Source organism: Alteromonas sp. BZK5 (genome assembly GCF_014349115.1).
Classification (GTDB): Bacteria; Pseudomonadota; Gammaproteobacteria; order Enterobacterales; family Alteromonadaceae; genus Alteromonas; species Alteromonas macleodii.
This window is the reverse complement of sequence record NZ_JACSOE010000004.1, coordinates 25,273-51,593: the sequence shown is the minus strand read 5'-3', so window position 1 is coordinate 51,593 and position 26,321 is coordinate 25,273. Positions and strand designations below refer to the sequence as shown.

Here is a 26,321-nt window from a genome sequence, read left to right as displayed (position 1 = left end):
TAACAATGTTTTATTGAGTAAACGTAACTGAAAACGTTACGGGTACTGTTGTTGTTATGCTCTTAAGCCCTGCAATTTTTTGAAGTGCAGCTACGCCTTCAGCAAGTCCAAAAGACTCTGCTTTAATTAACGTTGGTGACGTGGTTGATACGGTAAGCGTATCGTCGTCTACTTTACTTGCTTTAACAGAAAATGACGTAGGAACGGCTTTTCCGTGCAACATCAAAATACCGTCTACCTTCCCGTTAACAACTTGGCCCGATTTCAGGTTCATCATCGACTCAGGCAAGTTGGCTTCAAATGTCGCTTGTGCAAACTTGGTCACGTTGAACAGCATCTCTTGCATTCGCTTGTTGCGAATATCAATGGCTGTATTCACTGACGATAAGTCAACCGCCACGTTAAGTTTGCCACCGTCAGACAGCGTACCATCAAAGCTATCAAACTTATGTACTTCGGTGACTTGTGCATTCTTCGTCGATAAGAAGTGTAGTGCACTTGTTTCGCCGTCTATTGACCAATCGGCTGCGGCGGGAAATGCTAGCCCACATGCGAGCAATGCTGCAGACAACGTGCGAATACGTGTAGTCATCATAGGTTACTCCTTTTACTTTTTGGTTCCATCTGGCTTGATTTAACCACTACCAGAGTAATGTGGCCCAGCAACATTACTACGCTATTATACGTAGGTTAACACGCTGCGCTAAGTAAATTATTACGCGCTAGTGCTGATGTGGGTTTACGAAGTCATCATACTGGACTACATCTTGCCATGGCACCCTTTGATCGCCCATTACCACAAAATCTGGGTTCTCTAGCGAATGACGCTGATTGTAGGTAAGAGGTTCGAAGTTAGCTGCGGCAATACTCCCACCCGCTTCAGAAACAATGCATTGCGATGCGCCAGTGTCCCATTCGCCGGTAATACCGATGCGCATAAACACATCAGCTTTTCCTTCAGCAATAAAGCAGGCTTTCAGGGAACAGCTTCCCAATGGAAGCGTTTGATATACGCGCTTGGCGCACATTCTGCTGAGCACTTTTTCTCTCGACTGACGACGGCTTATTGCAATCATCACCACACTATTTTTAGGGTCGTCTAGCTTGCGTACGCTTATTGGGTGATCGCCATCAGGTGATGACTTAAACGCGCCTTTGCCTTTCTGGGCGTAATATAACGACTGCCCTGGAGGCCAAAAGATAACGCCTATTGTCGGCTCATTGTTCTCTATTAGCGCAATGTTTACTGCGAAATCACCGCTTCTAGCAATGAATTCTTGGGTTCCGTCGATGGGATCGATTAACCAGTATCGAGGCCAATGCTTTCGCTCTTCTAGACTTGCATGTTTGTTTTCCTCTGAGAGGATTGGGATATCAGGCGTTGCGGCTTGTAAGCGCTTGTTGATGATATCATTTGCCAAATAATCTGCGCTGGTAACGGGAGACTCATCGTCTTTTTGATAAGCGTCAAACTCCCCTTTATCGTATACTTCTAATACGGCTTCACCGGCTTCGATGGCAATTTCTTTCGCAAGTTCTAGTAGGTCGGCATGGGCGTCGTCGGGCATTGTTTATTGTTCCTTAAACCACTTTTGAGCTAAAAACAGCGCGGCTATACAGCGTGCTTCTACAAAATCTTCTCGTGCAAGTAAAGCATCTGCTTCATCTAAAGGCCAGTGAATCACCTCAAGAGGCTCAGGTTCGTCGCCTTCAAGTTGCTTTGGATACAAGTCTCGAGCCAAAACAATGGTCATATTGGCGTTAAAGAAAGTGGGCGCCATGCTGACCTTATGAAGCTCCACAAGATCATTGGCCGCGAAGCCTGCCTCTTCTTGTAGTTCGCGATTAGCAGCTTCAATGGCAGTTTCGCCAGGGTCTATTAAACCTTTTGGAAAGCCTAGTTGATACGAATGTGTGCCGGCAGCATATTCACGAATTAACACCATAGTGTTTTCATCAAGCATAGGCACTATCATTACTGCGCCCCTGTTTCCGCCAGCCATCCGCTCGAATTCACGGGTGGCGCCGTTCGAAAACTCAAGGTCTAAGCGTTCTACCCTAAAGAGTTTGCTTTGCGCAACGATTTCACGAGAATGAATTTGTGGTAACGGTTTGTTCGGATCAATTTTTGGCATGTCTATCGCTACAACTTTGTTATCATACTTGTATACAATTTCCTAGCTTACTTCATTATAAGGAAAATCGCTTGCCCTTTCTGCCCTGGAATGAAATAGAAACTGTACTGTTAGACATGGACGGCACTTTGCTGGACCTTCATTACGACAACCAGTTCTGGCTACATCATTTGCCTAAACGATTAGCACAAATAAGAGGAATTTCAGAGGCGCAGAGTCAACGTGAAATGACTGCGCGATATGAGTCAGTATTCGGGCAAATTCAATGGTATTGCTTAGATTACTGGGCTGAATCTCTTGAAATGGACTTAGAAAATGAGTTTATGCCGCTGAAGCGTGAGCTGGCACATTTGCTCGCCCTTCGTGACGATACAATTCCGTTCCTTGATGCGCTTCATGACTCAGGCAGGCAGGTGGTATTAGTGACCAATGCGCACCCAAACAGTTTGGCGCTAAAGATAGAGCATACCCAGCTCGACGCACATATCGACAACCTCATCTCTACCCATGAGTTCGGCGTAACCAAAGAGTCTCAGCTGCTATGGGAAAGATTACAGGCACGGGTAAAGTTCGATGCCCATCGCACTCTATTTGTCGATGACTCACTGCCAATTTTAAATGCGGCAAAGACATACGGTATTAAACATTTACTTGCTGTCGATAACCCTGATAGTACTTTGCCAAATCGCAATATTAGTGAGTTTCCAGCGGTGCGCGATTACCGTTTAATGCTAGAAGATATTAAGCAGAACCCTGTTGGGACTGTTTCGAAAGGACGTTTATAAAGGACGAAAGCACATGGTTTCTGACACAATTTATGTAGGGTCGCTGAATCCGGTAAAAATTAATGCTGCGCTCAATACACTCTCTGACACACTAGAGCACGATTTCGACGCTCAGGGTATGGCTGTACCAAGCGGCGTGCCTGACCAGCCAATGAATGAAGATGAAACGCGCTTGGGCGCCATTAATCGCGTGAAGGCCATGCTTGCTCATCATCAAGGTGGTCTCACAGATGCGTGGTATGTGGCAATTGAAGGTGGTGTGGATGTATTTGAAGATGGTCCTGCTACCTTTGCCTATGTGGCGATATACCATGAAGGTCACTGGTCGGTAACGCGAAGTGCAAGCTTGCCTCTTCCTGTAAGCGTATATCAGGCGCTACAGCGTGGAGAAGAACTTGGGCCAGTTATGGACAAGCTCTTTGATACAGTAAACATAAAGCAAAAAGGGGGGGCTATTGGTTTGCTTACTCTTAATCACGCCTCGCGACAAAGTGTTTATGAAGTGGCGTTAACGCTTGCTATGGCAAAGTTCCATTTCCCTGACTTATACACGGACTAGTGTTGAACCTCTTGTGCTGTACAACAAGGCGCATTACACCGTTAATCAAACAGAGCGCCGCAAGGGTATCCTTACTTAGGAAAAATGATAAGGCGATCGCAACGGTCGCCCTGAAATCTTTACTGCGATAGGTAATCTTTTCTGGATCCTTTCTGACACTATCCATTACTTAGACTTCAAGTTACTTCTATATTATTGAAAATAGGTTAAAAAATATTTTTTGACACCTTGGCTTTTTAGTTGCACTTCCTTCAGACCAAACGGAATAAGGAGAGTGACAATGAGTGAGACAATCAATACCTACAACCCTGCTACAGGTGAAAAGATCGATCATTATCATTTGATGTCAGCCGAGGACGCCGAGCAAGCAGTTACCCGTTCACAAGAAGCCTATTTGAACTGGCGCCGTACGTCATTTGAGACCCGCGCAGATTTATTTAATAACCTTGCAAATCTGATGGAAGAGCGAATTGATGATCTCGCCAGCCTGATGACCCGGGAAATGGGTAAGGTTACCGCGCAAGGAAAGCAAGAAGTGCAGCTATGCGCTGAAATATGCCGCTATACGGCCGAGCACGGCGCTTCAATTTTGGAAGACGAACATCGCATTTTCGAAGGCGGTCGAGCAATCATTACGTATCAGCCCATTGGCGTTATTCTTGGCATCCAACCGTGGAATTTTCCGTTGTACCAAGTTATTCGTTATAGCGCCTCAAACATAATGGCGGGTAACACCACGGTACTGAAACATGCTAAAAACGTGTTTGGTATGGCGCAAGCCATTCAGCAAATGTACGAAGATGCTGGCTTTCCTAAAAATGTTTACCAGTCGCTGCTAATTGATGGCAGCACGGCAAGTGATTTAATCAAGCACAAACACGTCCGTGGCGTTACTTTTACCGGTAGTGATGAAGTAGGTAAGGAAGTGGCAAAGGAAGCTGCAAGCTTGTCGAAGAAAACCGTAATGGAGCTTGGAAGTAACGACGCCTTTTTGGTGTTAGAGGATGCTGACATCGACCATGCTGTAGAAATGTGTATCCAAGGACGCGTTATTAATAACGGTGAAACCTGTGTGGCGGCTAAACGCTTTGTTATTGTGGATAGCGTCTATGAAGAATTCCGAGACAAATTTGTGGCACAGTGTAAAAAGCTAAAAGTTGGCGACCCCACAAACGAAAACACGGATTTGGGCCCAATGGCGAGAGAAGACTTGCGCGATGAACTTCATGAGCAAGTGAAAAAGTCGCTAGAAAAAGGCGCTACGCTATCACTGGGTGGAGAAATTCCAGACTCTGATGGCTATTTCTACCCAATCACGGTGCTGGAAGATGTATCGCCAGGTATGCCCGCTTATGATGATGAGCTATTTGGACCAGTTGCGTCGCTCATTCGCGTACGCGACGACAAGCAAGCCATGGAAGTAGCAAATGATTCACGTTATGGTTTGGGAGGCGGTATCTTCAGTACAGATACCGACAAAGCAATAGCATTGGCGAAAGATGAATTTGATACCGGTATGGTTAATATCAATGGGTACTCTTTGGCACAACCAAACTTACCTTTTGGTGGTGTGAAAGACAGCGGTTACGGTCGTGAGCACGGAGGCTATGGTATGCGTGAATTCGTCAATATCAAAACTATCATGGTTGCTGAGAAATCGGCCGAGTAGTGCACTTCGGTAAGAAGCAATGAGAAGAAAGGCGAACTTGGGTTCGCCTTTTTTGTTTTGCTGTACGCCCTATTCATTAAGGTAGTCGCACAGTCAAGTCCATGTAATTGAAAACAGTCAGGCCAAAAAACAGTGCGCAGTCAACTAGGCTGAATAGTTTCGTCCGGGCAAACGGTCTTTTAATCAAATATCTGTGTATTAATGAGTAGGGAATAACATAAGGCGATGGTTATGACGGTTATAAATAAACGGTTAAGCAATGTAAGATCAGGCATTGGGCTTACAAGGCAGGACAAACAGCGCGGTAGAAAAAAAACTGCGTTTTTTTGCGCTATGACAACCACTGCTATTCTATCGTTCTCGGCTTTAGCGCAGCCGTTGTCTCAACCATCAACTACATCAGACGATGCCGGCCTAAGCACCAGCCCTATGGGTTGCCATAACGTTTCGGTGCAAATATTAGGGTCGGGTGGACCTGAATTGGATGACGGCAGAACATCTAGTGCCTATGTGGTTTGGATAAATGACAGCGCCCGCGTGTTGGTAGACGCTGGAAGCGGAAGCAGCGTTCAGTTTGGCGCCGCGGGGGCGACGTTTGAATCTTTAGAAGTTATCTTGCTTTCCCACTTGCACACCGATCACTCCGCCGATTTGCCAAGCTTTGTAAAAGGTGGGTATTTCACCGATCGCGAGAAGGATTTAATAATAATGGGGCCAGAGGGCAACGACATTATGCCGTCCACAAACGCCTATGTGGCGTCGTTAATAGGGAAAAACGGCGCGTTTAAGTATCTGTCTTCTTACACCATAGAAGGCCAAGATGACTATGCAATTTCCATAAAAAGCATCGGGGCCACAACCTTTGAACAACCGTTTAAACGCAATGTAAACGATAGCGTTAGTGTTGAGGCAATGACGGTGAACCACGGGCCTATTCCAGCATTAGCGTGGAAGGTCAAGGCCAATGGCTGCGAGGCGGTATTTTCAGGCGATACCAATGATAAACAAGGAAACCTTGCTCGTTTTGCTAAAAACGCAGACCTTTTGGTGTTACACAACGCCATTGGTGATGACGCGGGTCAGGTTGCTATGAACTTGCATATGACGCCAACTCAGATTATCGACATTGCCGCGCAGTCAAACGCTAAGCAAATAGTGTTGTCTCATATTATGAAACGTAGCGAACCGGGTCTTGATGCACTTACTGAGGCGATTACTGTTGTAGCTGAAGCTCGAGTATATGCCGCTGAAGATTTAATGAACATTACTCTGTCTGAACAGGAGTAAAGTAAGCGTAAACCGTTTGCGATGCACGGTTTACGCTTTTATAGAGGTTCTCTAACTATTATTGAGGGGCAAAAGGCAGCGGAATAGGCGTACCGTTCACACTGGCTTCGCCATCTTTAAGTGTTAGCTTTGTCTCGTAACCTTTCTCGGTTTCTTTTATTAAGCCTTGTTGAGCAAAGGTACTTAGCATCATAGGTGTCTGTTGTTCTACAGCGGCTTGAAGCTCTTCAGCCGTCATGTTTTGTGCTTGTGGCGTCGCCATTAGTTGGCCCATCATATAGCCAGATGCCATACTCTGTGCAAGCGCTTTATCGGCGGTGATTTGTGCATCAGCCAGCAAATGCGTGACCCAATAAGCGGCGTCTTCCAACGTACCGGGAAGTGCATCTATACCCACTAATTTCGTGTTTGCGTAAGCGTTAAACGACCCTTCAGGCAACGTTGCTTTCAGCTTCGTTATATTAATCTCTGGCTCAGCTTTAAGCTGTGTTAGCAAGTTAGCCTCAATAAACTCCATCATTTTGGCTGGCACTTCTTCAGAAGGCACTAATAATGAATTGTTGCTAAAATCTTGATAGGCCTTAATGAAGTCGATATCTAAGTTATTGATGGCAACGCCTAATACCATGTCTGTAGCATCAAGCTCAGGGCCCACGGCTTTGTCGATAGCGTATTCTACGTAGACATTGGCGGTGTTATTGTCTTCGTCAATCTTGACGTCGGTAGCAAAAGCTAGGTTCTCAATTTTGACTGTCGCACCTGGCTCAATGTTAGAAATTTCTATGCTTTCAATACGCGCCTTACCAGTAGATTCAAATAAGTCACCTTTGAACGCCGCTACCATATCGCCATCATAGCTCATATCTATAGACAGATTTTTCATCTCTAAGGAAAATTCATCTGCACTTATGCTTAGCGATTCACCCGACGACGTATACAAAGTTTTGTCACCATCAGGCTCAGCTTCACCCGCATAACCAGAGAAAAGTAGCGTAAACCCCTCTTCTTCGGCCGTCGCGCTAAGCGCTGGAATAACATCTGCGTAGCTTAGTCCACCAAACAAACCAACCACGCCTTCGTTGCGATAAATTGGCTGTTGACCATCCCACTGAACGTATTCTCTTAACTCATCTCCATCAATAGACACCATATAGTGAACGCGGCCTAATCCTAAGCCATCGCCAAAGTACACCGGTCCGTGATGAGCTACTAGCGTAGCGGTAATGCTAGGGTTTTCTTCCATTGGTATGTCAGTGGAGTCAACATTCTGCGCATTGATTAGCGCTTGAAAATCGACAGCAAGCTTGATTTCTGCTGTTGTCGAAAACCAGCCTTTGTCATACGAAAGTACCTCGGCAGAATAAACGGCTTGTTGGTTAATTTCGTTTACGGCGGCGTTAACATTTTCGTGAACGCTAGTGCCAATAAAATAAGGGGCAACGCCAAGTGCAACCAAAGTTACGCCCGCGCCAGCTAGAAGAGGTTTGTTCATGATTACAATCCTTTGTTAAAAAGTGTTCCCAGTTCCTCTGGCCACAAACGTAGAGTACGCTGGTGACCTAGAAATTCTACGCATAGGTTGTGCTATGCATCACAGCTTAATCGCAATATAGCCGCTACTATCCGGCGCACCAAACAAGCGTGCGGCCTGATGGACTTCTTGCGGTAAGCTGTCGTCAGGCTTAAATTTACCACTTACTCGAATATTTTTCATCGTAGTAGGGATAACCGCATCCATCGACAAGCTTAGTAAGTTAGGCTCGCTTACTAGTATTCCAATGTCATCGCCTTCACAACGCAGCTTTGCGGAATAAGTACCAAAATCAATAGGACCCTGTGTACCGGCAACTGTCGCGTTGAGCCAATCTCCGGTACCGTTTAGCGATTGACACGCAGGCCCAAACGTTAAGTCACTGAGCGACACTTTGAAGCGCCCGCCGGCATTTACTGGCAGCGGAAGGCGAACTTGTGCAAGTACTCGGTCTACCGGTAAATACAGCGTGAAGTTTTCGGTATTGACAGTCTTTTGGCTGAAAAGCCCCGTGGTAATAGGCCCTTCAAATGCAATGTCGTTTTTATCGCGAATATTACCTGCTTTAAGGTTTAATTTAATTTTACCTATCAACATATGTAAGGGGCTAAGCTCCCATTTTACATTGTTGATGGGCAGGCCATTAACTACTACAGTTTGCGCCTTGCCTGAAAACAAGGTGCCGCTAACACCACTAACGGCAACATTGCTAGGTAACGCAATACGGCCAATAACGTGAACAGCAGGCATGTAAGCAATGGCAAACAATAAGAAGGCAATAATGCCGCCTATAATCCAACTAACTTTCGACTTCATGCTTTACCTAATTGTAATCGGCGAATTTTGATATAGCCTGGCGCATCGGCCTCGGCAATATCCGCTTGAAGAATAATCACGCCCATATTCTCCATGGCTTTGAGCCATTCTAAAACACTGTTAAACGGCGCCTGATCAACCCACACCTGAAGCTCGTCGCCTTGTGGCTGCATACGAGATATAGCAATGTCGTGCTGAGCAGTAGTGCGGTTTACCGCTTGCGGTAACGAGCCAGAGAATGTTCGTTTACCCCCGCTGCTGCGGCGCAATTGCTGTGCTCTTGCTGCACTGTCTTTTACCCAAACCAACAAGGATTGCTGGTTGTCGAGAAGCTGTTTCTGTTTATCTAAGGCAGCATTAAGCGGCGACCATACCGCAAAATAAAATAGCGCAATTATTAATAGCACAGCTGAAACCAGTACTAACTTTTGTTCGCGCTCGGTCAGCGCTTTGTACTTTTCTAAGAGTGCATTCATGAGGTACTCCTTACTGATACTGTACCTACAACGCCATTGTCACGATTATTTATGGCCCCTTGTTCAACCATAAAGCCTGCGTTTTCTGCTGTACGTTTAAACTGCTCTAGCGCTTCAAAGTTTTTACCTTGCGCCTGAATGCGAATCTCAGTGCGGGTGGCATCGAAGCGCAGTGTTTGCGGTTTTACATCAGTGGCTGAAAAAGCCGGAGCGAGCTGGTCTAGCATTATTAGCATAGAGGCACTGCCACCGCCTTGTTCTAACTTGGCAAGCTCGCTTTGTAGCTTCAATCGCACGTTGCGATAGGTACCAATATTGGGGAAACCCGCTTTAACAGCGGTATTAATCTCACTGCTTAACGCCTGATTTTGGGCTTTAAGCTGGTAAAGAGAAAAACCTTTGTCGATAAGGCTGGTGCATAGCGCTAATACTGCTAATACTGCCGCAACACGCCACTGATTCAGAACACCGCTGCGTTTGCGTTTTACTTTGTAATCGCCTTGGCATAGGTTGAAGCTGCTTTGCATCGCCTCTTTTGCCAATACTTGCATAGGCAGCTCTAAGGGTGCCTGTGCTTCCTCAATATTTGGCAAAGTGCTTAAATCGATACCCGCATAATTGGTAATGGTTATCGGGCTTTCTTGTTGTGCTGTAAAATGGACAAGAGTTGGCAGTAACCATGTTGCCTCGCCCTGCACGCCTTTGAATGTGTCTTGTCGAACGAGAAGCTGTTCACCTAACGTAAGCACTGACCAACCGTTTTCGGTGACTGGCACTGCGAGTACATCAGGAATAATGGTGTCGCAGAATAACCCTGCTTCGCTAAGCCAGGACTGCCACAGCTCCATCTTTTCATGGCTAACTACTGCAACGGCCTGTTCATCGCCTCGTTTAGGGCCGATCGCAAAAAACTGCTGGCTAATGTCAGTGGCAAGCTCGTCTTCTAGCATAAACGGGATGGCAGAAATGATCTTGCGGCCAGCTTTAGGCGGCAGCTCAACCCATTTGAGTAAAATTTCGCTGCTAGGCGCTAAGGCAATAACACTTCGTTGTCCCGCGCGTTCGGTCAGCGAAGATAAGGCTTCTGCATTAGGCAGCTCGCCCGATGCAATAATTTCATCTTCGGTTCGCGAATAAACGAGCCAGCTAATTGGGTCTGTATGGTTGGCGCCTAAACGCACCAAGAGTTGTTCCATCAATAGGTTCCCCCAAACTCGCGATTCACAATACTAACGCCGGTATCGGCATTAACGTGAAACACGGTGGAAAGCTTAAAGGTTGCTTTGTTGTATTGTGTTTTTGTATGCAACATAAAATATTCAGTTTTAACCGAAAACCAATCTTGTCGAGTGCTTGTTAAATTGAGCGCTTGAATAGAGGGCTCGCTTAAAAATGCATTGGTATCGTCCCAGCCGTTTTGCGGGCGACTGCTAATCAAACTTGCGGCCTGCTGAATGTCTAATCCCGTTAGGCCTGCAAGTAATGGTGCATCTTCTTCTTCTAATGTGTTGACGTTAATTTTCAACTCATTGTAATCCGGGATCACGCAAACTAATGGCAGTAATGCGGCTAGCCATTGTGGTGATACACCGTTAATAATACGCAATTCACTTTTTGATGCCAGTGGTCCGTTAGCTGCTAGGTAAGGAAACTCTCTGGACTCGTATTCGCTGTCTTCTGCACCGTAAGGGCGCATTCTGTCATCTTCGTCGACCCAGTCGGCTAAACTGTCGCGTAAGGTATCTGCGGTGTAGTTGTCTAGTCCGTCAACGCTAAGTGATAGCAACATAGTGTGAAAAGCGTCCATGGCTTCCGTGGTGTTACTCGCCCCACTGCTGCCATTACCGCTGTTACTGCCCGCGCCTCCTGCACTGCCAGACGTAATCGCGTTTAAATTAAAACACGCTTGCAAATCGTCTAAGTTAGCGGTTAAGCCACCGTTTTCTAACGGATAGCTGAATTCCTGCGCCCAAGCCTGGTCTATGGAGATAACGTCCGGGCTCTCTTCTATTAAAGACTGTATAGATTTTCGAGCGAATGCCTCGGCTCCCATGGCGTACCAGTAGGCTTGATTGTTGTCTTTTAAGTTCATCGTACGCTGCACCTGAAGCTGCAAGCGTGTACCCATTTCTGTGGCTAATACCGCAACCAAGGCTACTATCATAAGCACAATCATTAATGCCACGCCTTGCTGCTTAGCGGGTGGAGTAATCGACTTGCGCTGAGTACTCTTGATTGTCATGACGATTCACCCGTAGTTAAGGTAAATTCTCTGCGTATTTTTCCGAAGTCTTTACTGACAAACTCAATGGCCACCGCGCGCGGCAGTGCAGCTCCTTTATAACTTTCGCTCCACGACAGGTCTTCGTCTTCATCTAAGGAACTACTGTTAGCGGTGGCAAGAAATTCAATTTTTAAGCTTTCTACATCCTCTAACAGCACACGGACTTTGGGCTCGTAGCCTATGACGTTATCCACATAGTTGCTGTAAAGGCGCTCCAGTTTGTTTTCTCTAAGTCTATAGGCGACAAACTGTAGGGTACTTCGTGGCAACATTAACTGAGGGTTGTGCCACCCTCCGCGTACAAAACCAATGCCGTCATCGTCACTGTCGTCGGTTTCACCGCCAGACATGACCACGTCTTGCTTTTCGCCGTTAACCCTTGCTGCGCGAGGCACGGCTTGCTGAAGGTCTCGCTCAATCGTGATCATGGCACGCTGCAATAATTGAAGTTTTGCAAAACGCTCTTCTGAAATATCATTGCTGTCGATAACTGTGGTAAGTAGACCTGTGGATGCAAGCCCAATTAGGGTGAATATGGCCATAGCAATCAGTATTTCGATAAGCGTGAATCCGCGCTGCATGCTAATTTCCCGCCGTCGGTTTAGCAACGAAAGTGGTTACTGATGTAACTGAACTGCCGTAGCTTTCGTCTTCACCCACCGAAACGGTTACCGATCGCAAGTCGTTGTCGTTGGTTTTTGTCACCGTTTGCTGCCAGTACCACGTGCGATCGGCCATCTCCATCGTGCCTTTTAAATTGTTCTTGGGCGGCCACGTGGTATCTAATTGAAGCTGGTTTAAGCGATTGCTTGCCACCCAGTTGGCAAAGGTGACAGATTCTATTTGCCCAACGCTTGATAAATGCTCGCCTGCAGCTTTAAGTACTGCTGTACCGGTTAGCGCAAAAATAAGCAGGGCAACCATAACCTCCAGTAGCGTCAAGCCACTTTGCTGGCGTGGCGTGGCAGGTGCAGCGTTCTTTGTCGATGCATCAACGTTGAACGCAATCATAGTGGTCTCTCCAGAGGCCCTTCAAGCACTAAAGGCGGAAGATCTTGGTTTTGCAGGCTGTAATAGACGGGATTGTCGCCGTCATCACCTTCGTAATTAAACGACAAGGTAAAAGGCGTAATTTCGCCACTCGACATTATAAGCACTTGAGGCGGAGGCAGCTTTTTCTCTTCTTCGTTACCTATTTCAACCCCTTCATCAGAAACACTTAAATTCTCGTCGAACAGCTCCCTGTCAAAGAGCCTGTCTTCAACATCCCATGGTAAGTCGTCTAAATCTAAAGTGAAGGTGAAAGGCTCAGGCAACGTATAAGGTTCGTAGGTTTTTTCGCCTTCGATACGCTGCCACTCATCATCGTCGTCTAAGTAGACAAAGTAGTATTCATTTTTATCGGCTTCAAACCGCACTCCAAGCTGTTGTTGATTTAACACCGCAAAATCGCTGGCCATATCAACAATCACCTGCAGGCGTTGCGCTTGGGTTTTTAGCAGGTCAGATTTACTCGCACCGAATGCGTTAAACATAACGTAACCCGCCGCCAATCCCATAAGCAGCAGTACCAGCATGACTTCTAATAGGGTAAAGCCTGCTTTTTTCAAAGATGTACTGCCGCGGTTGCGCATAAAGGTTAGTTCAGGTATTCGTTAATGTTCCAGTTACCAATGTCATCATCAGTACCCGGTTCGCCGTCTGGACCATTAGAGAAAATATCAACTACGCCAAGTTCTCCCGGGCTAATTAGTGCATATGGATTGCCCCACGGATCTTCAGGCAGGCGTTTAATGAAACCACCTTCAGGGTAATTACGTGGAATTGGGTCGATAGTTGGTGCGGTAACTAGCGCTTCTAGTCCCTGTTCTGTGGTTGGAAAGCGGTTGTTACGCAGCTTATACATCTCAAGCGCGCTTTCCATTTGCTGGATGTCTACCGCCGCTTTTTTAAGCTGCGCTTCTTCTTGGTTACCCAAGATTTGCGGTGCCACCATAGACGCCATAATACCGATGATTAGAAGTACGACCATGACTTCAATCAAACTGAAACCAGAACTGCGATTAAGTGTTTTCATTAAATATTCACCATGTTGTTCAATGCTAAAATTGGTTGCAATATTGCCATAACGATAAACAGAACAATGCCTGCCATCGATACAATAAGTAAGGGTTCAAATACCTTAAGTGAGACACCAATAAGCGCTTCAAATTCCCTATCTTGATTATCTGCGGCGCGAGCTAGCATTTGCTGTAGCTCACCCGATTTTTCACCAGACGCAATCATATGCATCATCATTGGTGGAAACATTTTTGTGTTATCTAGTGCCGCCCGCAGGCTGCTGCCTTCTTTAACGTTAATGGCTGCATCTGCCACTTGGTTTTTAATATGCTGATTTTCCAGCACATCACCTGAAATACGCATAGCTTCTAGTAGTGGAACCGCACTGGCACTTAAAATACTTAAGGTACGTGCAAAACGCGCGGTATTGAGCCCGCGAGACACCCGGCCAATTAACGGCAAGGTTAACAGCGCTCTGTGGTAGCGTAGCTTCATGTGCTTTTGCTGCAGCACGCGCTGAATAATGACAACAAGCACGGCAATACCAATAAGCATAAATAAGCCGTAATTTTGCAGCCAGGTACTGACAGAAATTAGAAACTGGGTAATGGCCGGGAGGTCTTGCCCCATGTGATCGAACTGCCCCACAATTTTGGGCACTACCACCGTTAACAATAGCAACACGATACCCATTGCAAAAAACAGCATTAGCGATGGATAAATCATCGCCTGAGTAATTTGGCTGCGGGTTTGTTGTCTGCGTTCTGTGTAGTCAGCAAGGCGGTTAAGCACGGTATCAAGGTGACCGGATTTTTCCCCTGCTGCGACCATCGCACGGTATAGCTCGTCAAACACACTGGGAAATTGACCCAATGCATCGGCAAGTCCGTGACCTTCTACCACTTTACTGCGTACTGCCATCATCATGTTTTTCTGACGAGGCTTTTCACACTGCTCGGCTACGGCAAGCAGTGCTTCTTCAACGGGAAGGGCCGATTCGACAAGAGTGGCGAGCTGACGCGTGAGTAGCGCTAAATCTGATGCTGAAATACGGGGTTTAAATAAAGAAAACGACAGGCCTTTGCCTTCGCTTTGTGCGCGCTCTGCGACCTGCTCTACTTCTAAGGGAATTAACCCTTTTTCGCGCAGTTGTTGGCGAACCTGGCGTGCATTATCACCTTCAAGTACGCCATTTGTATTTTTACCGCGGGCATTAACCGCCTTAAAAGCGAATGCCGCCATTTAGTCTTCCCTCGTTACTCGAAGCACTTCTTCAAGTGAGGTAGCGCCCGCCAGCACTTTACTACAGCCATCTTCACGAATGCTTGGTGTCGTCTTTCTGATGTAGCGTTCAATGGCTTGCTCACCTACACCTTCGTGCATCATCTCGCGCACTTTTTCATCTACCAACAATAGCTCGTGAATACCGGTACGACCGCGATATCCGGTTTGATTACACGCGGCGCAGCCATGAGGCTTGTAGATAGTGGTCTCGCTTGTGGCGTTTTGCCCTAATACTTCAAGCTCAGAAGCGTCAGGCGTATGTGGCTTTTTGCAATCTGGGCACAGGGTACGAACGAGTCGCTGTGACAAGACGGCCAATAAGCTCGAAGACAACAGGAATGGCTCAATACCCATGTCTTCTAAACGGGTGATCGCGCCCGCTGCCGTATTGGTATGCAGAGTAGAGAGTACTAAGTGACCGGTTAAACTGGCTTGAACAGCAATTTGCGCCGTTTCGATATCACGAATCTCACCCACCATCACTACATCGGGGTCTTGACGCAAAATAGCGCGAAGGCCTCTGGCAAAAGTCATATCTACACGGGGATTAACCTGTGTTTGTCCGATGCCCGGAAGATCGAACTCAATAGGATCTTCAACGGTTAAAATGTTTCTGTCTCGCGAGTTTATCTCGGTTAACCCTGCATACAAGGTGGTACTTTTACCCGAGCCCGTTGGGCCGGTAACCAAAATAATGCCGTGAGGTTTTCGAATAAGAGACGAAAAGTGATTACGGTTTTGCAGCGTCATGCCTAAATCTTCTAGATTTAAGCGCGCATTGTTTTTATCCAGTAGACGCAATACCACACGCTCGCCGTGGCTTGAAGGCATGGTCGAAACACGCACGTCTACTGCTCGCCCAGCAATACGCAATGTAATACGGCCATCTTGAGGCACGCGTTTCTCGGCGATATCTAACTTCGCCATAACTTTAATACGCGATACCAGCATGGAAGAAAGTTTGCGATTCGGGCGCAAAATTTCGCGTAACACGCCGTCTACCCTGAAGCGAACCACAAGCTGGTTTTCAAAGGTTTCAATGTGAATATCTGATGCACCTTCTTTAATCGCCTCGCCCAACATGGCGTTGATAAGCTTAATAATAGGCGCATCGTCTTCACTGTCTAACAGGTCTTCAGTGTCAGGCAAGTCTTCAGCAAGAGCGAACAAATCACTCTCGTTGCCAAGGTCTTCCATTAGCTGTTTAGCCGCAGAGCTATCGCGTTGAAACGCACTGGTAAGCAGGCTTTCAAATTCATTGGCAGGAATAGTTTTCGGCACAAAGGGCTCGCCGTAGAAACGTCGCACTTCAGCGAATACATCAAACGGCGTATTCTCTGTAAAATACAAAACCGCAGGGGTTTCATTGGTTTCCAGCAATACCTGATTGCGCTTCGCAAAGCTAAAAGAAAGCTGTCTTGAACCGGCCTCCTCTTCAGGCAAACCTGCGTCTTTACCCATGGCTTCTAAGGCTTCTTCTTGCGCCTCTAATGCCTGAGTAATTTGTTCGTCCTGCCCTGCCATGCTAGTCGTTACCTTCTTCTTGTTTCTGCTTCTCTTTCTCAGAAAGGTACTCTTCGAATGAAGGTGGCAACGCTAGCGCATCATCCCATTGTGGAATAGTCGGGGTTTCTTCGTAAGGCATTAGCGATACACCTTCTTGCTGGCGTTTTAGCTGCAGTGCACGAATGTAATTGTATTTGCGATGGCTGATTGTGTTCATGGTTGCACCGTCACGGACAATGGTCGGTTTCAAGAACACCATCAAGTTACGCTTACGCTTGCTTGTAGACGTCGTCTTGAAAAGATGACCAAGAACAGGGATATCGCCTAAAAGTGGCACTTTAGACACACTTTCTTGTACGTCTTCGTCAATCAAGCCGCCTAGTACGATAGTACCACCATCGTCAACAATCACTGTGGTTTTGATTTCGCGCTTGTTGATAGAGATGTCTACTGATGTCGCACCGCTAACGCTAGACACTTCTTGTTCAATAAGAAGCTGAACGGCATCGCCTTCGTTAATTTGCGGCGTAACTTTAAGTTTAATGCCCACTTCTTGACGATCCACCGTTTGGAACGGGTTAGAGTTGTTCGAGCCGGTTGTCGTACCGGTAATAATCGGTACTTCCTGACCCACAATGAAAAACGCTTCTTCGTTATCCATGGTAGTTAGGTGAGGTGTGGCAAGAATATTTGAATTGGTATCAGTGCTTACCGCCTGTACCACTGCGCCCCAGCCATTTTCGATAACGCCAGCAATCAGGCCGTTTGCACCGCCAAGTAAGCTTGCAAGAGCAGTGAAGTCGCCTTCTATCGTGTCCGTTGTTTCTACCACTTCACCGTTGGCAGTGATGTTGGTTTGCGTGGTCTCTCTATCTTCGGCCTGTCGTAGTGCCACAGCTAATGAACCGACGCCTATAACACCATTATTGAACTGTGTACCACCGCCCTCTTCTGACACCCATTGCACACCTAATGTGTTGCCGTCGCCTTCAAAAACTTCAACGATAATGGCTTCAACTTGTACCTGTGCACGGCGAATATCCAGTTGACGCACCACTTCTTCTAGCGAGCGCATCATGTCTGGCTCTGCAGTTATAACAATGGCATTAGAATCTTCGTGCGCATCAATGCTGATTTCACGGTTAGAGCCAGCTCGACGTGACGTAGTGCCACCACCTTGCTCTTCAGCTTGAATGCTTGCAGATACGCCCTGCAATACTTTTACTAAATCTTCCGCTTTAGCGTAGTTAAGAAACAGCACGCGGGTATTGCCGTTTGACTCAAGCTCTTGGTCCATGCGCTGAATAAGGTTAATAAGACGCTGACGCGCTTTAATATCACCGCTTACAATAACTGAGTTAGTTCTGTCGTCTGCCACTACGCGAGGCTCAGACTTAGTACCAGTATTGGCTTTACCTTGTGACTTATTAATACTGTCAATAATGCGCACCATTTCTGATGCTGACGCATAGCGAAGTTTAACGATTTCAACTTCTTCGTCACCGGCACGGTCCACGCGCTCGATAATTTCTACCAGTCGGTTCACTACCGCTGCACGGCCGGTTAGCATCATCACATTTGATGGGTCGTGGCTAACTACGTTACCGCCGCCCGCTTGGTCATTTAGCTGGCGTAAAATAGGCGCAAGTTCACGTACCGGTACGTTATACACAGGAACAACGCGAGTGATCATTTCGTCGCCGTCGCGGTTAGCGCCTTCCACTACTGGAATGTTCGATGTTTTGGCGTCTTTAGAGCGAACCACTTTCAAAATACCGCTAGGCATTTCTACAACGGCGAAGTCATACACTTGAAGTACGTTTAGGAAAAACTGGTAATACTGATCTTCATCGAGCATGTCGTAGCTGCGTACGCTTATTTTCCCACGTACGTTGGGGTCGACAATAATAGTGCGCTCTAGATTTTTACCAACGATATTAATGAACTCGTTAATGTCGGTATCTTTGAAATTAGGCATGTACTCAGCGGCTGTCACCGAGAAACACAGAAGCGCCGTGCACATGGCTGTGCTCAAGCGAGATAATAGTTTTTGGCTAGTGCGCCTTTTCATTCTAACGTCCTTCATTTCCTAACTTGTCGATGACCGATTTGCTTTAATTGTTATTTTGCTTACCTAGCGACAATATAGCGCTGCTACCGTTAGTGGTATTAAGACTCGGGTAAATCTAGGTAAAGCGTGGTTAAGCTGCCATCTCGAATAATCGTTAATTCTATTGTTTGTGCATTGCGTAGCTCAGACAGTGCCTCTTGCGATTGCTGCAAGTCGGTAAGGTCTAGCCCGTTAATTTGTGTAATGACATCGCCAGCCTGAAGCCCTGCCGATTTAAATAGTTCAGGCTCTTTGCCAGGACTTACTTGATAACCAATAAGCTGGCCTTCTTCGGTTTTTGGCGATATTGAAATAAAGTCTGTGAAGTTAGCGGGGCGTTCTCGCAGAGCAGCGGTTGCTTCTAGCGCTTCTTCGCTAAGCTCAACTGTATCTTCTTCCTCTTCCTGCGGCTCAGGTCGGTTTCTCGCTTGCATTTCACGGCGACGATTAGCTTCATCGTAATCAATTCCGTCAAGCATCAGGGTTTCGTTTCTTACCCCGTTCTTAATAATAACGCGATCGTTATACACCTTTTGCAACGTGGCGTTGGTGTCTTCAATCTTTTCACCTAAACCATATACTGCTTGGCTGCCGCGATTTTCTATAATAGCGGTGCCCGCTTCCTGCTCTGAACTGGCAACAACGCCGGTCAGGGTCAAATTTAAGCGTGTCTCTGGCGCGTCAGTAACTTCGGCTACCGGTTCCGCGGGTTTAGCCGCTGCATTACCAAACAGATTCAACTGTTGTATTTTGGCAATGTTGACCCCATTTTGGCCTGACGACGAAGAAATAACCGGAGCACGGCTTACTGTGGGTGTCGCAGATAGTTGAGGTTCGGGTATAATTCGCCACACGAGTTTGGCAGCAAATGCAATTAAATACAGGCTGAGCAGAACCACTACGATGGTATGTAGCTGTTTTTGATGCTGGTTCAGATAAACAACCAGAGATTGTGGGTTGGGTTTATTGAATGTCATGCTGCCACTGATGGTACTGCTTTATTATAATATAGTGAATTTTTGGTTAACCGCGCTTTAGCAAACCCATAATAGCCTAGTAAAGGTGAGGGTCACAACACTAAAGCCACACCATTACGAAAATATTACATGAGCCAATCGGATAGCAACAATACAACACAAAATGTCAGGCTGGACAAGTGGCTATGGGCTGCAAGGTTCTTTAAGACCCGCGCAATAGCAAGAGACATGGTGCAGTCGGGAAAAGTCCAGTACAACGGGCAAAGGGCCAAACCTGGTAAGCATGTAGAGCTTGGCGCCATGATTAAAGTTCCCTCAGGATGGGATAATCGTGAAATTAAGGTGCTAGGCTTAAGTGACAAGCGTTTGAGCGCGCCTTTGGCGCAGGCGCTTTTTGAAGAGACGATTGAAAGTGTAACAAAACGTGAAGAAAACCAAATGGCGCGCAAAATGAACGCCTTTCACAGCCCTAAACCAGATCATAGACCTGATAAAAAGCAGCGACGACAGATTATTAAATTTAAGCAGCAATAGTAGGCTGCTCAACAGGATTAGTTATGAGCGATTTCGATAAATTACACCGCTTCTTATTTACCCAAGCTAACGTTCGTGGCGAATTGGTTCGTCTTGATGAGAGCTTAAAGCAAATTGTGCACAGCTATGAATACCCTGTGCAAATTCAAACATTGCTAAGTGAAATGGCGGCAGCGACGTCATTGTTAACGGCAACGCTTAAGTTTAAAGGTGAAATTTCTCTTCAAATTCAAAGCAAAGGCCCAGTAAGTTACGCGGTGTTAAACGCCACTCACGAACAAACGCTTCGCGGTGTGGCGCGCTGGGACGAGACATTAGAAACATTGCCAGAAACGTTTTCAGAGTTATTGTCTCAAGCGGTATTGGTCATTACTATCACACCAGATGAAGGCGAGCGTTATCAAGGCGTTGTTGCATTAGATAAGCCTTCTTTAGCTGAATGTATTGAAGGCTACTTTGCTCAGTCAGAGCAGCTAGCGACCAGCGTGCACCTAATGACCGACCCTAAAAACGCGAAAGCGTCGGGTGTGTTACTTCAGGTCTTACCGACTGATGCTAGCGCTACTGATGTGTCGCAAGCCAATGAGTTTGCTCATATCTCTAAACTTACTCAAACGTTGACCAAAGAAGAGATGTTTACGTTGTCGGTTGAAAACATTTTATATCGTCTTTACCACCAAGAAGACGTGGAAGTGTATCCAGCGAAGGACGTAACCTTTGCCTGCTCATGCTCGAAGGAGCGCAGCGCAGAAGCACTTCGTCACGTTGAGAAGTCTGAGCTTCACGCAATTATAGCTGAAGAAGGTGCGATCAAAATGAACTGCCAGTATTGTCATACCGAATATCGCTTCGATAGTATCGACGTAGAGGCTATTCACAGCGGCAACTTCGACGCACCGTCTTCAAATCAGTAACTACTTGTTTACTGCTGTGTTAAAGCACCTTCTTTTGAAGGTGCTTTTTTGTTTCTGAATCTCTCACCGTCTAGATAGGTTCATTTTTCCAACACTTCACTTGTGGTTAAAAAATGCCCAGTAGTAAGTGTTTAACTTTCCTACATCATCCTATTTTCCTTTTCTTCCTGTTGTGGTGAAAATTTTCACCTTCACTTTCTAAAAAAAATTGTCATTTTTTATTTTGAAATTCATCGATCAATATAGGTTTTCTACGCCCTATTTTTGCATTTATATCCAAGGAAAAGGCTTTCCTTGTAATTAATTTACAATATTTAAGAAATTAACATATGAGAAATAGTGAGTATGTGTTTTATAAATGCGCGCTAGACCTTGTTTACATTACACTCGAAGAGGTGATACTTTTTTGAAAGTGCTTTTGAAAAATTACATATAGGGTAACAGCCATGACCGCAGCAGCCTCAATTCAAACGGATCTGAAAGTAACGCCACTCACCGATCTGCCAAATGCAGAACTTATCGAGCGCGCCGTAAAGCGCGGCGAAGGTGTCCTTGACAAAAACGGGGCGCTTGTCGTTGAGACCGGAAAACGAACCGGTCGCTCTCCAAATGATAGATTTATCGTTAAAGAGTCAACAACCGAAAATGAGATCGATTGGGGCAAGGTGAACAAGCCTTTTGACGCTGACAAATTTGATGCGCTGTGGGACCGCGTTGAAGCCTACCTGTCTACCCAAGAACACTTTCTTTCACACCTTCAAGTGGGCTCAGACCCTGAACATGCTTTGTCGCTTGAAGTAAGAACGCAAACCGCGTGGCAGCACGTTTTTGCTCGCAACCTTTTTATTATTCCTGAACAATGGAATGTTAAAGGCGACCAGCCTTGGCAAATCTTAAACGTACCTGGTTTCACTTGTGAGCCAGAGCGTGACGGCACAAACAGTGATGGCACAGTTATCATCAACTTCGCTAAAAAGCGTGTGTTGATTGCAGGCATGCGTTACGCAGGTGAAATGAAAAAAGCCATGTTCTCCGTGCAAAACTTCCTGCTTCCGGCAAAAGACGTGCTACCTATGCACTGTTCAGCCAACGTGGGTGAAGAAGGCGATGTGACCTTGTTCTTTGGTCTTTCAGGTACTGGCAAAACTACGCTTTCAGCCGATCCTAAGCGCTTCTTGATTGGTGACGACGAGCACGGCTGGGCACCAGGTAGCGTATTTAATATTGAAGGCGGTTGCTACGCTAAATGTATCGACCTATCTCAAAAGAACGAGCCAGTAATTTGGAATGCTATCAAGTTTGGTACCATCCTAGAAAACGTAGTACTTGATGAAACACGCACGCCAGACTATACCGACACGTCGTTAACCCAAAACTCACGTGCGGCCTATCCGCTTTCACACATTGAAAAGCGCGTTGCTGAAAACCGAGGCGGCGAACCTCGCTCGGTTGTATTTTTGACCTGTGACGTAAGTGGCGTGTTGCCTCCTGTTTCAGTGTTAAGTGAAGAAGCTGCGGCGTATCACTTCCTAAGCGGTTACACAGCGAAAGTAGGCTCTACTGAGATTGGCTCTACTAGCGATATTGAATCAACCTTCTCAACTTGTTTTGGTGCGCCTTTCTTCCCACGTCCAGCAGGCGTGTATGCAGAGCTTCTGATTAAGCGTGTTAAAGCGTTTGGCGCTAAGGTTTACTTGGTTAATACCGGTTGGACAGGCGGCCCTTACGGCACAGGTAGCCGTTTTGATATCCCTACTACGCGCGCCATCATCGATGCGATTGTATCGGGTAACTTGGCTGACGTTGAAACTCAGCACATTGACGCGTTAAACCTAGATGTGCCAGTGGCAATAGACGGTGTAGACAGCAATTTGCTTGTGCCACAAAACACGTGGGCAGACAAAGAGAAGTACAACGAATACGCCGCTAACTTAGTTAACGACTTTAAACAGAATTTTGAAAAATATGACGTTAGCGACGCTATCGTTAAAGCCGGGCCGGGTAACTAGTACCCCGTTCGCCCCTTCCCAACGTTCATCACACTCAACGTGATTGATGTTTTGCCCGCACCGTGTTGCGGGCTTTTTTATGCGGATTGGTATTATTAGGCTTTCAAGAACTAGCTGATTTAATGGCACCTTTAATGTTAGAGCATTGAGCTAAACCAATTTGTGGATACTGGAGTAAAGTTGATGTCGGCCTTGTACTGAAAAAATTCGCTGTCCATATGACTATCTCTTATCCAATAATTTCGTTTATCAATAGAGATAAGCCTTAGGGTGTAAGGCACGCCAAATGGATCTAGAGGAGCAGTTTCGATAAGCAGCGAAGTATCAAAAATACGAATCTCTCTTTGTTTGTTGTTTGGTGGTGGAGTTAATTTGTTTTGAGCATCATAAATAACTGGGACATGTAAATACACAACACCTTGTGGGAGGTTATGTTTACTGACAACCTCAAATAACTCTTCGCGATCAAATCCCGATTGTTGGATGTCCCAACTGGAGTCAATAAATACTGTCGCTAAAGCGACGTTATTATCTCCAACATGAATAAATGCGCTAGGTTGAAATAATCTGACAAAGCAATAAAACCCAAATAAAGATGTAATGACACCAAATAACATCCATCGCATCATTCATTTCGCTTTAGATTAACTTTATTAGGAAAGGTTGGCATCGGCGCATAAGGCATAACGAAGTATTCTCCAATGATTAATAGACTCCCTGTTTATACATCTTTTTATATCAGTAAGTGAGCCAAAGAGATAATCATTAATAAAGCAATTGTTGTTAACAAATTTAACATTATGAATACGTATGTTTATTTAAGTTGTGCAATGCACTGGCTATCATCCACCGTACACAAGTAGGCTTTAATTAAGCGCGCTTCGCATCGAAGCATAAAAAAGGTTTTAAGTATGATAGACAGGCAACTGCGTGTATCACTGGCATGTGCGGGTTTTGCACTCTTTTCGGCAAATACGCTAGCGGACGTTCAAACAGCAACACTTGAAAACGCAACGCTTACCATTGATACGGATACTAATGATTTTAAGATAAAGGCGCTGCGTAACAACAGTTTTCAGGTAACCTATCTTACCGATGGCAAAGGTGCGCCCTACGCAAACCTACCTTCTATGGCACTTCCTGAGGAAGCCACGAGTGCAGTTACAAAAAATATCGCAGGCGATGTTGAGCTAGAAGAAACCGCAACAACGCTTACCTTAAAATTGAATAATATTTCTGCACATGTCGATAAATCAACGCACGCTATCAGCTATTCTGTTAACGGCAAAATTGTCGCGAAAGAACAAGGCGGACTAAGTATTTCCAGTAACGGCGTCAGCCTGTCGTTTGCGTTAGATGAAAACGAAAAACTCTACGGTGGCGGCCAGCGCGTTTTAGGTATGGATCGTCGTGGTCATAGCATGCCGCTATATAACAAAGCACACTATGGTTACACCACGTCTTCAAATCAGATGTACTTTGGCTTGTCGGCTGTGATGTCGTCAAAAAATTACAGCGTATTGTTCGATAACACCGCTTCTGGTGAGCTAGATATTGGCAAAACGAACAGCGACGAGTTGCTATTTAAGGCACAAGGCGGCCGTGCTAGCTACATCATGGTGTTGGGTGAAAATTTAGAAGACACGGTTACGAATACCGTAGCAGTTACGGGAAAACAGCCGCTTCCGCCGCGTTGGCTGCTGGGTAACTTTGCGTCTCGATTTGGCTATAAATCTCAAAATGAGGTGATGGATGTTGTCGATGCCTTTAATACGCAAGATATTCCCGTTGATGCCGTAGTGCTCGATTTATATTGGTTTGGCAAAGACATTAAGGGGCACATGGGGAATCTAAGCTGGGACGCCGCCACTTTCCCTGAACCCGAGAAAATGATTAGTGAGCTACGCGCTCAAGACGTGAAAACCGTGCTGATAACAGAGCCTTTTATTCTTACCACGTCAAAACAATGGGAAAGCGCCGTTGCCAATAATGCCCTTGCTCAAAACGATGATGGTGCGCCGTATACCTTCGATTTTTATTTTGGCAATACCGGCCTTGTCGATGTGTTCAGTGAAGCGGGTCAAGATTGGTTTTGGCAATACTATGAAAAGCTTGCTGCACAGGGCGTTGCTGGCTGGTGGGGCGACTTGGGCGAGCCTGAAGTGCACCCTGATGACATTCAGCACATGTGGCAGTCTACAAAAGTAAGCGGCGCTGAAGTGCACAATGCCTATGGTCACCAGTGGGCGAAAACCGTGTATAACAATTTGACTGCACTACAGCCTGACACACGTCCGTTCGTGCTGATGCGCTCAGGCTTTTTGGGCAGCCAACGCTACGGTATGGTGCCGTGGACTGGGGACGTAAGCCGAAGCTGGGGCGGACTTAAACCTCAGGTAGAGTTAGCACTTCAAATGAGTGTTTTTGGAATGGCGTATACCCATTCCGACTTAGGTGGGTTTGCTGGAGGCGAAACCTTTGATCCTGAGCTTTATACAAGATGGCTTCAGTTCGGTACTTTTTCACCAGTATTTAGGCCTCATGCTCAAGATAATATTGCGCCAGAGCCAATTTTCCACGCCGATCCGGTAAAGTCTATTGCGCGCAAGTTTATCCAACTTCGCTACGACATGCTGCCTTATAACTACTCACTTGCCTTTGAAAATGCGCTTTATGGCAAGCCATTAATGCGCCCGTTAGCTATGGCGTACGGTGAAAGCGATTGGTTTGAAAATGCAGACAGTTATCTGTGGGGCGATGGGCTATTAGTTTCGCCTGTGACTAGCGCTAACCAAACGGTGTGGCCGACCAAGTTGCCTGAAGGCGTATGGTTTGATTTTTTCTCTGATACAAAATACCAAGGTGGTCAAACCGTTAACTACCCGCTAAGCCAAGATAATTTCCCGGTGTGGGTAAAAGCAGGAAGCTTTATGCCAATGACTAAAGGGCTTAGCCGCACAGAGCAGTTTGATAGCCGTAAAATAGAAATGCATTACTGGCATGACAATTCAGTGAATTCATCTTCATATACTTATTACGAGGATGACGGCAAAAATCCAGCGTCTGTCAAAAAAGGCTTATATACAAAGCTACTTCTTAATGCGTCAGTAGACGATAAGGCCGCATTAACCCTGACGCTTGATAGTGAAGGTAGCTATATAGGTATGCCTAAGCAGCGAGATATCACTTACATCGTGCATGGTTTAAGCGAAAAACCACAGAGCGTTTTACTTGATGGCAGGAGCGTATCTGTAATGTGGGATGAAAAAGGGAAAACGCTTTCACTTGCAATTTCTTGCGATTATCAGCAATCTGTAAAGGTAGTGATTATGTGATAATTAAGGGCTGCTGTTCTTTCTTGCACAGTAAAGGTCAGCGCCCTCA

25 protein-coding genes are annotated in these 26,321 nt (G+C 46.1%); 8 read left to right on the top strand and 17 right to left on the bottom strand.

The window, feature by feature from the left end; all coding sequences use genetic code 11:
• Positions 1–10 precede the first annotated feature (10 nt).
• The 3 genes from BIZ39_RS02245 to nudE form a co-directional block, all read right to left on the bottom strand.
• A complete protein-coding gene (locus BIZ39_RS02245; RefSeq protein ID WP_039228733.1) occupies positions 11–595 on the bottom strand; it encodes a YceI family protein in 585 nt (194 codons plus the stop codon).
• 127 nt (positions 596–722) lie between these two features.
• Complete coding sequence (gene cysQ, locus BIZ39_RS02240) at positions 723–1,568, bottom strand: 3'(2'),5'-bisphosphate nucleotidase CysQ (protein ID WP_014951323.1); 846 nt, start codon at positions 1,566–1,568, stop codon at positions 723–725.
• A 3-nt stretch (positions 1,569–1,571) separates the two neighbouring features.
• Positions 1,572–2,135, bottom strand: coding sequence for an ADP compounds hydrolase NudE (nudE, locus tag BIZ39_RS02235; protein WP_014951322.1), 564 nt, complete (start codon positions 2,133–2,135; stop codon positions 1,572–1,574).
• Between the two features lie 71 nt (positions 2,136–2,206).
• On the opposite strand from nudE, the gene yrfG reads away from it, so the two are divergent.
• From yrfG to BIZ39_RS02215, 4 genes are all read left to right on the top strand, one after another.
• On the top strand, positions 2,207–2,920 hold the full coding sequence (yrfG, locus tag BIZ39_RS02230; protein ID WP_168463163.1) for a GMP/IMP nucleotidase: 714 nt from the start codon (positions 2,207–2,209) through the stop codon (positions 2,918–2,920).
• A gap of 13 nt (positions 2,921–2,933) precedes the next feature.
• A complete protein-coding gene (yjjX, locus tag BIZ39_RS02225; RefSeq protein ID WP_014951320.1) occupies positions 2,934–3,479 on the top strand; it encodes an inosine/xanthosine triphosphatase in 546 nt (181 codons plus the stop codon).
• Between the two features lie 280 nt (positions 3,480–3,759).
• Positions 3,760–5,148: an NAD-dependent succinate-semialdehyde dehydrogenase gene (locus BIZ39_RS02220; RefSeq protein ID WP_187446238.1), complete on the top strand. Its 1,389-nt coding sequence runs from the start codon at positions 3,760–3,762 to the stop codon at positions 5,146–5,148.
• A 231-nt stretch (positions 5,149–5,379) separates the two neighbouring features.
• A complete protein-coding gene (locus BIZ39_RS02215; protein WP_187446237.1) occupies positions 5,380–6,435 on the top strand; it encodes an MBL fold metallo-hydrolase in 1,056 nt (351 codons plus the stop codon).
• Positions 6,436–6,493: 58 nt separating this feature from the next.
• Here BIZ39_RS02215 and BIZ39_RS02210 read toward each other — a convergent pair whose 3' ends face one another.
• The 13 genes from BIZ39_RS02210 to gspC form a co-directional block, all read right to left on the bottom strand.
• Positions 6,494–7,927, bottom strand: coding sequence for a YdgA family protein (locus BIZ39_RS02210; protein ID WP_049585442.1), 1,434 nt, complete (start codon positions 7,925–7,927; stop codon positions 6,494–6,496).
• A gap of 99 nt (positions 7,928–8,026) precedes the next feature.
• Positions 8,027–8,782, bottom strand: a complete 756-nt coding sequence (locus BIZ39_RS02205) for a type II secretion system protein N (RefSeq protein ID WP_168463161.1) — start codon at positions 8,780–8,782, stop codon at positions 8,027–8,029.
• Positions 8,779–9,258, bottom strand: coding sequence for a type II secretion system protein GspM (gene gspM, locus BIZ39_RS02200; protein ID WP_014977776.1), 480 nt, complete (start codon positions 9,256–9,258; stop codon positions 8,779–8,781). Before gspM ends, BIZ39_RS02205 begins: the two co-directional genes overlap by 4 nt.
• Positions 9,255–10,454 (bottom strand): type II secretion system protein GspL, encoded by a 1,200-nt coding sequence (gene gspL / locus BIZ39_RS02195; protein ID WP_168463160.1) that lies wholly within the window; start codon positions 10,452–10,454, stop codon positions 9,255–9,257. Before gspL ends, gspM begins: the two co-directional genes overlap by 4 nt.
• Positions 10,454–11,500: a type II secretion system minor pseudopilin GspK gene (gspK, locus tag BIZ39_RS02190; protein ID WP_187446236.1), complete on the bottom strand. Its 1,047-nt coding sequence runs from the start codon at positions 11,498–11,500 to the stop codon at positions 10,454–10,456. The genes gspL and gspK overlap by 1 nt, the downstream gene beginning before the upstream one ends.
• A complete protein-coding gene (gene gspJ / locus BIZ39_RS02185; RefSeq protein WP_014951312.1) occupies positions 11,497–12,123 on the bottom strand; it encodes a type II secretion system minor pseudopilin GspJ in 627 nt (208 codons plus the stop codon). Before gspJ ends, gspK begins: the two co-directional genes overlap by 4 nt.
• Position 12,124: 1 nt before the next feature.
• Positions 12,125–12,553, bottom strand: coding sequence for a type II secretion system minor pseudopilin GspI (gspI, locus tag BIZ39_RS02180; RefSeq protein WP_187446235.1), 429 nt, complete (start codon positions 12,551–12,553; stop codon positions 12,125–12,127).
• Positions 12,550–13,176 carry a type II secretion system minor pseudopilin GspH gene (gene gspH / locus BIZ39_RS02175; protein WP_187446234.1) on the bottom strand — a complete coding sequence of 209 codons (627 nt, stop codon included), beginning with the start codon at positions 13,174–13,176 and terminating at the stop codon, positions 12,550–12,552. The genes gspI and gspH overlap by 4 nt, the downstream gene beginning before the upstream one ends.
• A 5-nt stretch (positions 13,177–13,181) precedes the next feature.
• Positions 13,182–13,619 (bottom strand): type II secretion system major pseudopilin GspG, encoded by a 438-nt coding sequence (gspG, locus tag BIZ39_RS02170; protein ID WP_014951309.1) that lies wholly within the window; start codon positions 13,617–13,619, stop codon positions 13,182–13,184.
• Positions 13,619–14,845 carry a type II secretion system inner membrane protein GspF gene (gene gspF, locus BIZ39_RS02165; protein WP_014977774.1) on the bottom strand — a complete coding sequence of 409 codons (1,227 nt, stop codon included), beginning with the start codon at positions 14,843–14,845 and terminating at the stop codon, positions 13,619–13,621. The genes gspG and gspF overlap by 1 nt, the downstream gene beginning before the upstream one ends.
• Positions 14,846–16,411, bottom strand: coding sequence for a type II secretion system ATPase GspE (gene gspE / locus BIZ39_RS02160; protein WP_275445276.1), 1,566 nt, complete (start codon positions 16,409–16,411; stop codon positions 14,846–14,848). It abuts the gene before it with no gap.
• 1 nt (position 16,412) lies between these two features.
• Positions 16,413–18,464, bottom strand: a complete 2,052-nt coding sequence (gene gspD, locus BIZ39_RS02155) for a type II secretion system secretin GspD (RefSeq protein WP_081106123.1) — start codon at positions 18,462–18,464, stop codon at positions 16,413–16,415.
• Between the two features lie 98 nt (positions 18,465–18,562).
• Positions 18,563–19,480, bottom strand: a complete 918-nt coding sequence (gspC, locus tag BIZ39_RS02150; RefSeq protein ID WP_061486815.1) for a type II secretion system protein GspC — start codon at positions 19,478–19,480, stop codon at positions 18,563–18,565.
• 129 nt (positions 19,481–19,609) lie between these two features.
• On the opposite strand from gspC, the gene hslR reads away from it, so the two are divergent.
• The 3 genes from hslR to BIZ39_RS02135 all read left to right on the top strand — a co-directional run bounded on the left by hslR (position 19,610) and on the right by BIZ39_RS02135 (position 22,937).
• Positions 19,610–20,014 carry a ribosome-associated heat shock protein Hsp15 gene (gene hslR / locus BIZ39_RS02145; RefSeq protein WP_061096187.1) on the top strand — a complete coding sequence of 135 codons (405 nt, stop codon included), beginning with the start codon at positions 19,610–19,612 and terminating at the stop codon, positions 20,012–20,014.
• A gap of 23 nt (positions 20,015–20,037) precedes the next feature.
• Positions 20,038–20,928: an Hsp33 family molecular chaperone HslO gene (hslO, locus tag BIZ39_RS02140; RefSeq protein WP_187446233.1), complete on the top strand. Its 891-nt coding sequence runs from the start codon at positions 20,038–20,040 to the stop codon at positions 20,926–20,928.
• A gap of 446 nt (positions 20,929–21,374) precedes the next feature.
• Positions 21,375–22,937 (top strand): phosphoenolpyruvate carboxykinase, encoded by a 1,563-nt coding sequence (locus BIZ39_RS02135; RefSeq protein WP_187446232.1) that lies wholly within the window; start codon positions 21,375–21,377, stop codon positions 22,935–22,937.
• 137 nt (positions 22,938–23,074) lie between these two features.
• Here the strand turns inward: BIZ39_RS02135 and BIZ39_RS02130 are convergent, their stop codons facing one another.
• On the bottom strand, positions 23,075–23,566 hold the full coding sequence (locus BIZ39_RS02130) for a hypothetical protein (RefSeq protein WP_187446231.1): 492 nt from the start codon (positions 23,564–23,566) through the stop codon (positions 23,075–23,077).
• A 282-nt stretch (positions 23,567–23,848) separates the two neighbouring features.
• Here BIZ39_RS02130 and BIZ39_RS02125 point away from each other — a divergent pair, with 282 nt between their 5' ends.
• Positions 23,849–26,272 (top strand): TIM-barrel domain-containing protein, encoded by a 2,424-nt coding sequence (locus BIZ39_RS02125; protein ID WP_187446230.1) that lies wholly within the window; start codon positions 23,849–23,851, stop codon positions 26,270–26,272.
• Positions 26,273–26,321 lie beyond the last annotated feature (49 nt).

Coding starts and splice junctions, on each gene's coding strand:
- BIZ39_RS02125 (WP_187446230.1), top strand. CDS start 23,849: ATGATAGACAGGCAACTGCGTGTATCACTGGCATGTGCGGGTTTTGCA.
- hslO (WP_187446233.1), top strand. CDS start 20,038: ATGAGCGATTTCGATAAATTACACCGCTTCTTATTTACCCAAGCTAAC.
- gspK (WP_187446236.1), bottom strand. CDS start 11,500: ATGACAATCAAGAGTACTCAGCGCAAGTCGATTACTCCACCCGCTAAG.
- gspF (WP_014977774.1), bottom strand. CDS start 14,845: ATGGCGGCATTCGCTTTTAAGGCGGTTAATGCCCGCGGTAAAAATACA.
- gspI (WP_187446235.1), bottom strand. CDS start 12,553: ATGATTGCGTTCAACGTTGATGCATCGACAAAGAACGCTGCACCTGCC.
- gspD (WP_081106123.1), bottom strand. CDS start 18,464: ATGAAAAGGCGCACTAGCCAAAAACTATTATCTCGCTTGAGCACAGCC.
- nudE (WP_014951322.1), bottom strand. CDS start 2,135: ATGCCAAAAATTGATCCGAACAAACCGTTACCACAAATTCATTCTCGT.
- BIZ39_RS02215 (WP_187446237.1), top strand. CDS start 5,380: ATGACGGTTATAAATAAACGGTTAAGCAATGTAAGATCAGGCATTGGG.
- gspC (WP_061486815.1), bottom strand. CDS start 19,480: ATGACATTCAATAAACCCAACCCACAATCTCTGGTTGTTTATCTGAAC.
- gspJ (WP_014951312.1), bottom strand. CDS start 12,123: ATGCAGCGCGGATTCACGCTTATCGAAATACTGATTGCTATGGCCATA.
- cysQ (WP_014951323.1), bottom strand. CDS start 1,568: ATGCCCGACGACGCCCATGCCGACCTACTAGAACTTGCGAAAGAAATT.
- BIZ39_RS02220 (WP_187446238.1), top strand. CDS start 3,760: ATGAGTGAGACAATCAATACCTACAACCCTGCTACAGGTGAAAAGATC.
- gspE (WP_275445276.1), bottom strand. CDS start 16,411: ATGGCAGGGCAGGACGAACAAATTACTCAGGCATTAGAGGCGCAAGAA.
- BIZ39_RS02245 (WP_039228733.1), bottom strand. CDS start 595: ATGATGACTACACGTATTCGCACGTTGTCTGCAGCATTGCTCGCATGT.
- BIZ39_RS02130 (WP_187446231.1), bottom strand. CDS start 23,566: ATGATGCGATGGATGTTATTTGGTGTCATTACATCTTTATTTGGGTTT.
- yjjX (WP_014951320.1), top strand. CDS start 2,934: ATGGTTTCTGACACAATTTATGTAGGGTCGCTGAATCCGGTAAAAATT.
- BIZ39_RS02205 (WP_168463161.1), bottom strand. CDS start 8,782: ATGAAGTCGAAAGTTAGTTGGATTATAGGCGGCATTATTGCCTTCTTA.
- gspL (WP_168463160.1), bottom strand. CDS start 10,454: ATGGAACAACTCTTGGTGCGTTTAGGCGCCAACCATACAGACCCAATT.
- gspM (WP_014977776.1), bottom strand. CDS start 9,258: ATGAATGCACTCTTAGAAAAGTACAAAGCGCTGACCGAGCGCGAACAA.
- BIZ39_RS02135 (WP_187446232.1), top strand. CDS start 21,375: ATGACCGCAGCAGCCTCAATTCAAACGGATCTGAAAGTAACGCCACTC.
- gspG (WP_014951309.1), bottom strand. CDS start 13,619: ATGAAAACACTTAATCGCAGTTCTGGTTTCAGTTTGATTGAAGTCATG.
- BIZ39_RS02210 (WP_049585442.1), bottom strand. CDS start 7,927: ATGAACAAACCTCTTCTAGCTGGCGCGGGCGTAACTTTGGTTGCACTT.
- hslR (WP_061096187.1), top strand. CDS start 19,610: ATGAGCCAATCGGATAGCAACAATACAACACAAAATGTCAGGCTGGAC.
- gspH (WP_187446234.1), bottom strand. CDS start 13,176: ATGCGCAACCGCGGCAGTACATCTTTGAAAAAAGCAGGCTTTACCCTA.